The 10,711-nt window shown below is 67.1% G+C and carries 11 protein-coding genes; 7 read left to right on the forward strand and 4 right to left on the reverse strand.

The genetic code is table 11. The annotated features are described in order from the left end of the window. Positions 1-22: 22 nt before the first annotated feature. Genes AC066S_RS12590 through AC066S_RS12600 form a run of 3 tightly spaced genes read right to left on the reverse strand, consistent with a single transcriptional unit; the run spans position 23 to position 3,826 of the window. Positions 23-2,284 (reverse strand): xanthine dehydrogenase family protein molybdopterin-binding subunit, encoded by a 2,262-nt coding sequence (locus AC066S_RS12590; RefSeq protein ID WP_478269816.1) that lies wholly within the window; start codon positions 2,282-2,284, stop codon positions 23-25. Further along, complete coding sequence (locus AC066S_RS12595) at positions 2,277-3,332, reverse strand: FAD binding domain-containing protein (RefSeq protein WP_478269817.1); 1,056 nt, start codon at positions 3,330-3,332, stop codon at positions 2,277-2,279. Before AC066S_RS12595 ends, AC066S_RS12590 begins: the two co-directional genes overlap by 8 nt. Next, positions 3,329-3,826: a (2Fe-2S)-binding protein gene (locus AC066S_RS12600; RefSeq protein WP_478269818.1), complete on the reverse strand. Its 498-nt coding sequence runs from the start codon at positions 3,824-3,826 to the stop codon at positions 3,329-3,331. The genes AC066S_RS12595 and AC066S_RS12600 overlap by 4 nt, the downstream gene beginning before the upstream one ends. A gap of 250 nt (positions 3,827-4,076) precedes the next feature. Between AC066S_RS12600 and AC066S_RS12605 the strand changes: the two genes are divergently transcribed. Next, entirely contained in the window at positions 4,077-4,715 is a 639-nt protein-coding gene (locus tag AC066S_RS12605; protein WP_478269819.1) for a TetR/AcrR family transcriptional regulator, read from the forward strand. A 53-nt stretch (positions 4,716-4,768) separates the two neighbouring features. Here AC066S_RS12605 and AC066S_RS12610 read toward each other — a convergent pair whose 3' ends face one another. Next, on the reverse strand, positions 4,769-6,061 hold the full coding sequence (locus AC066S_RS12610) for an MFS transporter (protein ID WP_478269820.1): 1,293 nt from the start codon (positions 6,059-6,061) through the stop codon (positions 4,769-4,771). A 157-nt stretch (positions 6,062-6,218) separates the two neighbouring features. Between AC066S_RS12610 and AC066S_RS12615 the strand changes: the two genes are divergently transcribed. From AC066S_RS12615 to AC066S_RS12640, 6 genes are all read left to right on the forward strand, one after another. Beyond that, on the forward strand, positions 6,219-6,611 hold the full coding sequence (locus tag AC066S_RS12615; RefSeq protein ID WP_478269821.1) for a hypothetical protein: 393 nt from the start codon (positions 6,219-6,221) through the stop codon (positions 6,609-6,611). 76 nt (positions 6,612-6,687) lie between these two features. Further along, on the forward strand, positions 6,688-6,972 hold the full coding sequence (locus tag AC066S_RS12620; RefSeq protein WP_478269822.1) for a hypothetical protein: 285 nt from the start codon (positions 6,688-6,690) through the stop codon (positions 6,970-6,972). Between the two features lie 9 nt (positions 6,973-6,981). Next, a complete protein-coding gene (locus tag AC066S_RS12625; RefSeq protein WP_478269823.1) occupies positions 6,982-8,409 on the forward strand; it encodes a TolC family protein in 1,428 nt (475 codons plus the stop codon). Between the two features lie 13 nt (positions 8,410-8,422). Beyond that, complete coding sequence (locus AC066S_RS12630) at positions 8,423-9,757, forward strand: copper oxidase (RefSeq protein ID WP_126260132.1); 1,335 nt, start codon at positions 8,423-8,425, stop codon at positions 9,755-9,757. 10 nt (positions 9,758-9,767) lie between these two features. Further along, positions 9,768-10,244, forward strand: a complete 477-nt coding sequence (locus tag AC066S_RS12635) for a cupredoxin domain-containing protein (RefSeq protein WP_430644588.1) — start codon at positions 9,768-9,770, stop codon at positions 10,242-10,244. 17 nt (positions 10,245-10,261) lie between these two features. Then, positions 10,262-10,564 (forward strand): copper-binding protein, encoded by a 303-nt coding sequence (locus AC066S_RS12640; RefSeq protein WP_478269824.1) that lies wholly within the window; start codon positions 10,262-10,264, stop codon positions 10,562-10,564. Positions 10,565-10,711 lie beyond the last annotated feature (147 nt).

The raw sequence follows: 10,711 nt of genomic DNA on the forward strand, positions 1-10,711 counted from the left end.
AGACCTCGCCTCGCCTGCCGCCTCAGCGTGGCGTCAGCAGTTCCTCGATCCGGATCGGAAACTTGCGGACACGGACGCCGGTCGCATGCCAGACCGCGTTGGCGACCGCGCCGGCGCTGCCGGTGATGCCGATCTCGCCGACGCCCTTGATGCCGAGCGCGTTGACGTGCGGATCGTGCTCCTCGACCGTGATCACGTCGAGGGGCGGCACGTCGGCATTCACGGGAACGTGGTACTCGCCGAGATTGGCATTCATGATGCGGCCGGTACGGCGATCGGTAATCGCCTCCTCGTGCAGCGCGAACGACAGGCCCCAGATCATGCCGCCGAACAGCTGGCTCTGCACCATGCGCGGATTGACGATCCGCCCGGCGGCAAACGCCCCGACCATGCGGCTGACACGGACCTGGGCGAGCTCGGGATCGACCTTCACCTCCGCGAACACCGCGCCATGGGCATGCATGGCATATTCCTCCATCGCGGCAGGATTCGGCGCTCCCGTGCCGCGGGCCTCGACCTCAGCGACGCCGGCGCGCGCCAGGATTTCGGCGTAGCTCTCGCCGCGGCTCTCGTCGTCGCGCCGGACCAGCCTTCCTTCGCGCGCGATCACGCCGGCATTGCCGGCGCCGAACAGCGGCGAGCGCTCGTCACCGGTGGCGAGATCGGCGAGCTTGGCGATCACGGCCGCGCCGGCGCTGTGGATCGCAGCACCGGCCGTGGCCGTATGCGCGGAACCGCCGGCGATGCCGGCATCGGGCAAGTCGGATGTCCCCGCCTTGAACTCGACCCGCGCGATATCGAGGCCGACGGCATCAGCCGCGATCTGGGCCAGCGCGGTCCAGGCGCCCTGCCCCATGTCGTGCGCACCGATCTCCATCACGCCCGAGCCGTCGCGCCGGATCGCCGCGCGGGCTTCCGCCTGGAACATCAGCGCCGGGAAGGTCGCCGTGCCCATGCCCCAGCCGACCAGAAGGCCGGCATCGTCGCGCATCTGCCGCGGCTGCAGCGAACGCTTGGCCCAGCCGAAGCGCGCTGCGCCCTGCTCATAACAGGCCAGTAGCGCCTTTGAAGAAAACGGCTTGCCGCTGATCGGCTCGACCTCGGCGTAGTTCTTCAGGCGGAAAGCCAGCGGATCCATGCCGCAGGCCCAGGCCATCTCGTCGATCGCGCTCTCCAGCGCAATCGAGCCTGTCGCCTCGCCGGGCGCCCGCATGAACAGCGGCGTTCCCGTGTGGACACGTACGGCGTCATGCGAGGTGCGGATCGCGGGTGCCGCATAGAGCGTATGCGAGGCATCGGCCGCGGGCTCGTAGAAATCGTCGAACGTGCTCGACACGGTCCGCGCATGGTGATCGAGCGCGGTCAGACGTCCCTCGCCGTCGGCGCCGAGGCGTAGGCGCTGACGCGTCGGCGCACGGTGGCCGACCGGGCCGTACATCTGCTCACGACGCAGCACCAGCTTGACCGGCCTGCCGACCAGCTTCGCCGCCATGATGCCGAGCACCGACGGCCCCCCCATCAGCCCCTTCGAGCCGAAGCCGCCGCCGAGGAAGGGACTGCGGATATGGATCTTGTCGTGCGCGATGCCGAACAGTTCGGCGATGCGCGCCAGCGACAGCTTCAGACCCTGGGTCGGCATGTCCACCGATAGGCTGTCGCCATCCCAGCTTGCGACGATCCCATGCGGCTCCATCGCGTTGTGATATTGCGGCGGCGTCTCGTATGTCGCGTCGATCCGCTTCTCGGCCGCGGCAAGGCCAGCCTCGACATCGCCGCGGTGAATTTCGGTGGGATTGCCGACGCCGACGACCGGCGGCACGAAGCTCTCGCCGGCGTCGAGCCCCACCAGCGGCGGCAGGGTTTCGTAGCGCGGCGCCAGCAGCACCGCGCCTTCCGTCGCCGCCTCCAGCGTTTCCGCGATCACGACCGCGATGGGCTGGTTGGCATAACGGACTTCGTTGCTGTGCAACGCCTCCATCCGGAACACGAACGGATTGGTCTTGATCTCCGGATCGATCGCAAGCTGCGGCCTGTGCTCCGGCGTCATGACATCGACGACGCCGGGATGGCGCTTGGCGGCGGCGACATCGAGCGAGATCACACGGCCATGGGAAATGCCGGCGACGGCCGTCACCGCATAGAGCATGCCGGGCGGATGATTGTCGGCGGCATAGGTCGCCTGCCCCGTGACCTTGAGGACGCCGTCACGGCGGGTCAGCGGTTGGCCGATGTTCGAACCGTGCCTGATATGGGCGGGTGCGCTGGTGAGGTTGAGCTCAGGCATGAATGGCTCCGGACGTCGAGGCAAAGGGAGACGCCGGCAGCGCCGGCAGGCGCGCGGGCGTACCGGCGGCGGCGAGGGTCAGCGCGCGCACGACGATGCGGCGCGCGAGCTCGATCTTGAAGGCATTGTCGCCGGACGGCTTCGCGTCGGTCAGCGCACGCCGGGCGGCCTCCTGGAACACATCTGCCGCGGGCGCGACGCCCCTCAGCACGTCCTCCGCGGCGCGGGCCCGCCATGGCTTTGCGGCAACGCCGCCGAGCGCGAGCCGGGCTTCGGCGATCTTGCCGTTCTCGATCCGCAACGCGGCGGCGGCCGAGACGACTGCGAAGGCGTAGGAGGTGCGCTCGCGGACCTTGAGGTAGCGCGCGTGCGCCGCAAACGCGTGCGCCGCCGGCGGCAGGCGCACCGCGACGATGAGGTCGCCGGGCTCAAGCGCGGATTCGCGCGCGGGCGTGTCGCCGGGCAGACGATGCAGCTCGTCGAGCGCGATCTCGCGACGGCCGCCCCTGCCCTCGATCTCGACCATGGCATCGAGCGCGACCAGCGGCACGCAGAAGTCGGATGGATGCGTGGCGATGCAATTCTCGCTCCAGCCGAGCACGGCGTGGGTGCGGTTCTCGCCCTCGAGGGCATCGCATCCGCTGCCGGCCTCGCGCTTGTTGCAGCGGCTGGCGGTGTCGTAGAAATACGCGCAGCGCGTTCGTTGCAACAGATTGCCGCCGACGGTCGCGGCATTGCGCAATTGCGCCGAGGCGCCGGAGAGCAGCGCCTCGGCGACGGCCGGATAGGACTTTGCAAAGGCCGGGTCATGCGCGAGATCGGCATTGCTCACCAGCGCTCCGATGCGCAACGAACCGTCGGCGAGAGTCTCGATGGCATCGAGCCCGTCGAGATGGGTGACGTCGACCAGGCGATCCGGACGGCTGACGCCGCCTTTCATCAGATCGAGCAGATTGGTGCCGGCGGCGAGATAGGCGGCGCCGGACTGGGCTGCGGCGGCGACGGCCTCGGCGACCGTGGCGGGCCTGATGTACTCGAACGGTTTCATGCCGAGCGCCTCTGGTTGGATTGGTCCATCTGTCCTTGCGCATCGAGCACGGCATCGACGATGCCGGCATAGGCGCCGCAGCGGCAGAGATTGCCGCTCATGCATTCGCGGATGCGCTCGGGATCGTTGCCGGCCTGCGCTTCCTGCATCATGCCGATCGCGCTCATGATCTGGCCGGGCGTGCAGAAGCCGCATTGAAAGCCGTCATGGGCGATGAAGGCGGCCTGCACCGGGTGCAGCTGGTCGCCGCGCGCAACGCCCTCGATGGTGAGGATGTCGGCGCCGTCATGGCTGACGGCGAGCGCGAGACAGGAATTGATGCGCTTGCCGTCGACCAGGATGGTGCAGGCGCCGCACTGGCCGCGATCGCATCCCTTCTTGGTTCCGGTGAGATGGAGGCGCTCACGCAGGAGATCGAGCAGCGTGACGCGCGGATCGTCGAGGACGAAGTCGCGCCGCGCACCGTTCACGGTGAGGCTGATGGAGTGGTTCATACAAGGCTCCGATCAGATTTGGACATGAGTCATCGCGCAGCGCGCCACCGCCGTGGCTGCCGTCGATATGCGTCGGCCAGGCGGAAGCCGGCCAACAGCTAGGCGAAGATACGGAGGCACCCTCCGTTTAACAAGGCCCGCCCGGAAATATTTGGAATTCGTCAAAAGCCCGTGCGCCACCAACGCGATGAGCCCTGCGGAGGTCCGGCGAGGGTTCAATCTAACCAATTCGTGATCTACATTGCGCGCTATGGACGACCACACCGACCAGATTCGGAAGCCCCGCGCCGATGCCGTGCGCAACCGCGAGCGCGTGCTCGAAGCGGCCAAGGCCGTGTTCAATGCGGGCGGCCCCGAGGCCAGCCTGGAAGCCGTCGCCAAACGCGCCGGCGTCGGCATCGGCACGCTCTATCGGCATTTTCCGACGCGCGAGGCATTGTTCGAGGCGGTGTATCGCCGTGAGGTCGAGCAACTCAGCGAGCTGGCCGAGCAACTGAAGAACGCCAAGGACCCGGTCGATGCGCTCAGGCGCTGGTTGCGGTCCAACGTCGAATTCGTCGCCACCAAGAAAGGCATGTCGGCCGCGCTGGCGCTGACCTTCCAGAGCTCGTCGGAGCTCGCGGCGTTTTCGATGGACCGGCTGACCAAGGCGATCGGCTCGCTGCTCGACCGCGCCGTCACGGCCGGCGAGATGCGCGGCGACATCAGCCCGGAGGATTTGCTCAGAGCCTTGATCGGGATGTGCTACATGCACGACCAGCCCGGCTGGCAATCCTCGGTGCTGCGCATGCTCGACGTGTTCGTCGATGGCTTACGCGTGCAGCCCAGTGCCAAGACCAAGGCGCGCGCGGCCAAGCCGGCGAAGCCGGCCGCAAAGCGGAAACGATAGTCGAACGGAAAATGCGAGATCCGGCTGTTCGCTGCTGACGGCGAAAAGTCGCCCTAAGTCGCGAAACCAGGGCCAGCCTTCGCCGAACTCATCCGCGAGCGGATCAGGAGCAGCACGACGATGCCGATGTTGAGCGCGTTCCAGGCCACGCCGTTGGCGAACGCCGCGGCATAGGAGCCTGTGGCATCGAAGATGACGCCCGACACCCAGCCGCCGAAGGACATGCCGAACACCGAGGCGAAGATCACGATGCCGACGCGCGTCGCCGCCTCGCTCGCCGGCATCGCCTCGCGCACGATGATGGCGTAGCTCGGCACGATGCCGCCCTGGAACAGGCCGAACATCGCGGAGATGAGATAGAGCGAGGCGAGGCTGTCGAAGAACAGATAGAACACCAGCGCAAATCCCTGCGCCAGCGATCCCACCAGCAGCGTGTGGATGCCGCCGATCTTGTCGGCGAGATAGCCGGAGCCGATCCGGCTGACGATGCCGCAGCCCATCATCAAGGACAGCATCTCGGCGCCGCGCGCCACGCCATAGCCGAGATCGCCGCAATAGGCGACGATGTGCACCTGCGGCATCGCCATGGCGACGCAGCAGGAGATGCTGGCGATCGATAGCAGCACGGTCAGCGTGTTGGTCGACAGCTTGAGATCGACGCGGGGCGGCGGCGCATTGGCATGGTCGCGGACATGCTCGTCGCCCATCTGCGCGCGCAGGACGAGGACCAGAAGCGCCATCGTGCTGGCGCAGACGATGCCGATGCCGATATGGGTGTAGCGCCAGCCGATCGTCTCGGTGCCCCAGCTCACGATCGGCGGCCACATCGTTCCCGCGACATAATTGCCGCTGGCGACGATGGTCACGGCAAGGCCGCGATAGCGCTCGAACCAATGCGAGGCTTCCGCCATCAGCGGCGCGAAGGTCGCCGAGGTGCCGAGGCCGATCAGGAAATAGGCGGCGACGAACTGCCAGAGCTGGGTCGACAGGCCCGCGAGTACATTGGCGATGCCGAGAAAGGCGATGCTGATCGCCATCGCGAGCACGATGCCGAACCGGTCGGTGATCTTGCCGGCGATCACCCCGCCGAGCCCGAAACCGAACATCATCAGCGTGAAGGCCAGCGACACGGCGCCGCGCGTGGCCCCGAATTCGGCCTGCACCACGGGAATCACGACCACGACGGCCCACATGCCGACGGCGCCGATCGAGCCGATGACGAGCGCAAGCACGAGGCGCACCCAGGCCTGACGCGAATCAGGCGTGAAGGAGGCCGGTTTCTGTCCTGGATGATTTGGCGCAAGCACGGCGGGACCATGTTCGCTGAGCGCTTTACGGTCAAGCATCGTGGCGCGATATTGGGCATGCGCGGTGCACTGCGGTAACAAGGTGCTTGGCGGCTGCTCCGTTTGCGATTAACTTGCAATCGGCGCAGGCGCCATCGCCGCGCGGGAACCTGACGACGCAATGTTGCTGCGATTGAGACGATCGGTACGGATCAAGGTGGGGCGCCTCCTGGCCCTCGCCTATCTGTTCTGCGTGCTCGCGCCGGCAGCGGGCCTCGCCTGGAGCAACGGCCCGGCGCCCTGCCTCGATGAGGCCGTGCCGGCGCATCATCAGATGCCTGCCGGCCACGGACATGATGCCACCTCGCATCAGCACGCCGGACCGCACTCGCATCACCAGACCGCCGAACGGGATACCCCGGCGCCGCATCATCATGGCGGCAAGGGAACGGTCGGCCCGTGCTGCGCGATGATGTGCGTGAGCGCGCTGCCGGCCGATCTGCCCAGCGTCGCCATGCCGCCTCTGCCCGTCACCGCCTGTGCGCCGGAGATCGTGGCCAGCCTGCACAGCGCGGCGCCGCCCCAGCACTACCGCCCTCCCATCGCCTGATCTGACGCGACGATTTCGGGCTGTTGCGCGCTCTCCGCGCGCGCGGGCCTGTGGTCCTTCAGATCAGGGATGAATCATGCTGACGCTTTCCGGGGCGGAGTCCGCCGCAACATCTGCGGTGCGTGGACGACACTTTCGATTCTATTGGCCGCCGCTGGCCCTGGTTGCGCTGGCGCTGTCCGGCTGCATGCCGGCCACCACGCAGGTCGCGGCCGCCGATCCTGCCGATCCGGCGGCGAAGGTCGCGCCGGTCGGCTATCGCTCGACCATCGCGCCCTACACCAGCCTGCGGCCGGCCACGCCCGCGCCATGGCGCGATCGCAATGGCGCCGTCACGCCGCAACCGAAGCAGGACCGGTAGGAGCGCGCCATGACATGCCATCTTGCGCGAGGCTTGCTCATCCTCACCGCGTTCAGCGTCTCCGGCTGCGCCGCGTTCTCGCCCGACAGCGGCATGAGCGCCGTCTCTGAGCTGACCAGCCGGACCATCGACAAGGACGTCGCCTTCGTGCGAACGGCCGACGGCGCCGGCGCGGTCGAGGCGCGCGTTCGCCAATTGCTGGCGCGCACGCTGAGCGCCGAGAGCGCGGTACAGATCGCGCTGCTCAACAACAAGGGACTGCAAGCCGCCTATAACGAGCTTGCATTGGCCGAGACCGATCTGGTCGAGCAGAGCCTGCCGCCCAATCCCGTGTTCTCGATCTCGCGCATCACAGGCAATGGCGCCAGCGAGATCGAACGCCAGGTGGTCGGCGACATCCTCGCGCTCGCCACCCTGCCGTTCCGCTCCGACATCGCCCGCGAGCGTTTTCGTCAGGCCCAATTGCGCGCGGCGCTGGCGACGCTGCGGCTCGCCGCCGACGTCCGCCGCGCCTATTGGCGCGCCGTCGCCGACAACGAGATGGTGGTGCTGCTGACCGACGCCAAGGCGACGGCGGAATCGACCGCACAGCTCGCCGTCAAGCTCGGCGAGACCGGCTCCCTCAACAAGCTCGACCAGGCCCGCGAGCAGGTGTTTTACGCGGAGACCACGGCCGACCTCGCCACCGCGCGACAGACCGCGGCGAGCGCTCGCGAACGGCTGGCACGTTTGATGGGGCTGTGGGACGGCGGCCTCGACTTCCGCCTGCCGAACGCGTTGCCGCCGCTGCCGCGCCGGCCGCTGACCTTGCCTTCGATCGAGGCCGACGCGGTCGCCCATCGCATCGACCTGCAGATCGCGCGGCTGGAGCTGGTGGCACTGGCCAAGGCCATGAACCTCACGGAGGCGACGCGCTTCGTGACCCTGCTCGACCTCGCCGGCATCTCACGGCGTACCCAGGATCCGGAAGGGCCAGCATTCCGCGAGCGCGGCTTCGACGTCCAGTTCCAGATCCCGATCTTCGACGGCGGCGAGGTGCGGGTGCGGCAGGCGACGGAGACCTACAATCTCGCCTTCAACCGCCTGACCGAGCGCGCCGTCAACGTGCGCTCGGAAGCGCGCGATGCTTATCGCGTCTATCGCTCGACCTACGACATCGCCAGCCACTACCAGCGCGAGATCATCCCCTTGCGCAAGATCATCACCGAGGAGATGCAGCTGCGCTTCTCCAGCATGCAGGTCGACATCTTCGCGCTGCTGACCGAGGCGCGGCAGCGCCTCGCCTCGCTGCGCGGCGCGATCGACGCCAGGCAGAGATTCTTCCTCGCCCAGGCCGACTTGCAGACCGCCGTCAACGGCGGCGGCGCGCCGGCCGCCGGCAGCGACAATCCAACCACCATCGCCGCGGCAGCGCCTGCCGATGCCGGCGGCCATTGACATGGAGACCGTGATGTTTTCCCGCCGAGGATTTTTGGGGACCGCCGCGCTCGTCGGCGCATCCGCGGTTCAAGGCCGCGTGCAGGCCGCCTCGATTCCGGAAGCCCCGCACATGGACAAGGTGGTGATGCAGCCGCCGCTCCATCCCGTCAGCGGACCCGATTATCGCCCCGTGGTGACGCTGAACGGCTGGTCGCTGCCGTTCCGCATGAACGGCGACTGGAAGGAATTCCATCTCGTCGCCGAGCCCGTGGTGCGCGAGTTCGCCGAGGGCATGAAGGTGAACCTGTGGGGCTACAACGGCCAGTCGCCCGGACCGACGATCGAGGCGGTCGAAGGCGACAAGCTCCGCATCTTCGTCACCAACCGCTTGCCCGAATACACCACCGTGCACTGGCACGGCATGATCATTCCGAGCGGCATGGACGGCGTCGGCGGATTGACCCAGCCGCACATCCAGCCCGGCAAGACCTTCGTCTACGAGTTCGAGATGAGGAAGAGCGGCACCTTCATGTACCACCCGCATTCCGACGAGATGGTGCAGATGGCGATGGGCATGATGGGCATGGTCGTCGTGCATCCGCGCGATCAAAACTTCCGGCCGGTCGACCGCGACTTCGTCTTCGTGATGAGCACCTATCGCGTCGATCCCGGCACCTATCTGCCCCACGTCAACGAGATGACCGACTTCAACATGTGGACCTGGAATGCGCGGGTGTTTCCCGGCATCGATCCGCTGGCGGTCCGGCTCGGCGACAAGGTGCGTGTGCGCATCGGCAATCTCAGCATGACCAACCATCCGATCCATCTGCACGGCCACAGCTTTGCGGTGACCTGCACCGACGGCGGCTGGATTCCGGAGAGCGCGCAATATCCGGAGACGACGACCGACGTGCCGGTCGGTGCCGTCAGGGTGTTCGACGTGCTCGCCGACAATCCCGGCGACTGGGCGTTCCACTGTCACAAGTCGCATCACACCATGAACGCGATGGGGCACGACGTGCGCAACCTGATCGGCGTGTCACGCAAGGATCTCGCCAAGGCGGTCGGCAAGCTCGCGCCCGACGGCATGGCGATGGGCTCGACCGGCATGGCGATGGGCAACATGGAGATGCCGGCGCCCGACAACACGCTGCCGATGATGACCGGCACCGGCCAGTTCGGCCCGATCGAGATGGGCGGCATGTTCACGGTGATGAAGATCCGCGAGGACCTCGCGCGCGACGATTATCGCGATCCGGGTCCCTACCAATTCCCGAAGGGCACCGTCGCCTACGAGGTCGCGGCGCCGGCCGCGGAGCCGGCACGGCAGCAGCGCGGCAGCCCACCGATGAAGCACAAGATGTGAGAGCGTTTCGATGAACCATAAACTGGAGATGACGATGAAGACGATCAAGCTTGGCCTCGCGCTGGTTGCGCTGTCGACCGCGCCGGCCTTTGCGCACGACAAGCACTCTCACGCGACTTTCTCGGCCGGCGAGCCCGGCGACCCCAAGAAGCCCGCGCGCACCATCGAGATCCTGCTCAACGAGATGGACTACGCACCCGCCCGGATCGAGGTCAAGCGCGGCGAGCAGATCCGCTTCGTGCTGCGCAATGTCGGCAAGGAGGACCACGAATTCCTGCTCGCCACCACCAAGGAGAATCTCGCGCATGCGGCGGAGATGAAGAAGCATCCGCATATGGAGCACGACGAACCCAACGGGGTCAGGCTCGCGCCGCAAAAGACGGCCGAGATCCTCTGGAAATTCAGCAAGCCCGGCACGTTCGAATATTCGTGCCTCATTCCCGACCACCGCGATTACGGCATGGTCGGCCACGTCACCGTCAAGTAACGCGAAGGGAGTCTGCCATGAACCGCATCATCCGTATCTCCGCCGCGCTGGCGCTGACATTGAGCGTTGCCAACGGAGCTCTGGCGGCCGAGGCGGCCTCGATCAGCGGCGAGGTCAAGAAAATCGACGAGGGCGCCGGCAAGATCACGCTCAAGCACGGTCCGGCGAAGAGCCTCGGCATGGAGGACCCCATGACCATGGTCTATCGCGTCAAGGATCCCGCCATGCTCAAGCAGGTGAAGGTCGGCGACAAGGTGACCTTCGAGGCCGAGGAGGCGGCCTCGGGGTACACGGTGACGAAGATGCAAAAGGCGAAGTAGCCCTTCCTGTCATTCCGGGACGCGCCGCTCGGCGCGAGCCCGGAATCCATTCATCGACCAACTCCGCCGCCCGATGGATTCCGGGTTCGGCTCTGCGAGCCGCCCCGGAATGACGGCCTGAGGCCCCGAAACACCCCGCCCCCGCCC

The sequence above is a fragment of the Bradyrhizobium sp. CFUWI genome, from assembly GCF_056429085.1.

What these genes read in the sequence shown, in the direction of transcription:
- AC066S_RS12590 (WP_478269816.1), bottom strand. Translation starts at nt 2,284, where the DNA reads ATGCCTGAGCTCAACCTCACCAGCGCACCCGCCCATATCAGGCACGGT.
- AC066S_RS12595 (WP_478269817.1), bottom strand. Translation starts at nt 3,332, where the DNA reads ATGAAACCGTTCGAGTACATCAGGCCCGCCACGGTCGCCGAGGCCGTC.
- AC066S_RS12600 (WP_478269818.1), bottom strand. Translation starts at nt 3,826, where the DNA reads ATGAACCACTCCATCAGCCTCACCGTGAACGGTGCGCGGCGCGACTTC.
- AC066S_RS12605 (WP_478269819.1), top strand. Translation starts at nt 4,077, where the DNA reads ATGGACGACCACACCGACCAGATTCGGAAGCCCCGCGCCGATGCCGTG.
- AC066S_RS12610 (WP_478269820.1), bottom strand. Translation starts at nt 6,061, where the DNA reads ATGCTTGACCGTAAAGCGCTCAGCGAACATGGTCCCGCCGTGCTTGCG.
- AC066S_RS12620 (WP_478269822.1), top strand. Translation starts at nt 6,688, where the DNA reads ATGCTGACGCTTTCCGGGGCGGAGTCCGCCGCAACATCTGCGGTGCGT.
- AC066S_RS12625 (WP_478269823.1), top strand. Translation starts at nt 6,982, where the DNA reads ATGACATGCCATCTTGCGCGAGGCTTGCTCATCCTCACCGCGTTCAGC.
- AC066S_RS12630 (WP_126260132.1), top strand. Translation starts at nt 8,423, where the DNA reads ATGTTTTCCCGCCGAGGATTTTTGGGGACCGCCGCGCTCGTCGGCGCA.
- AC066S_RS12635 (WP_430644588.1), top strand. Translation starts at nt 9,768, where the DNA reads ATGAACCATAAACTGGAGATGACGATGAAGACGATCAAGCTTGGCCTC.
- AC066S_RS12640 (WP_478269824.1), top strand. Translation starts at nt 10,262, where the DNA reads ATGAACCGCATCATCCGTATCTCCGCCGCGCTGGCGCTGACATTGAGC.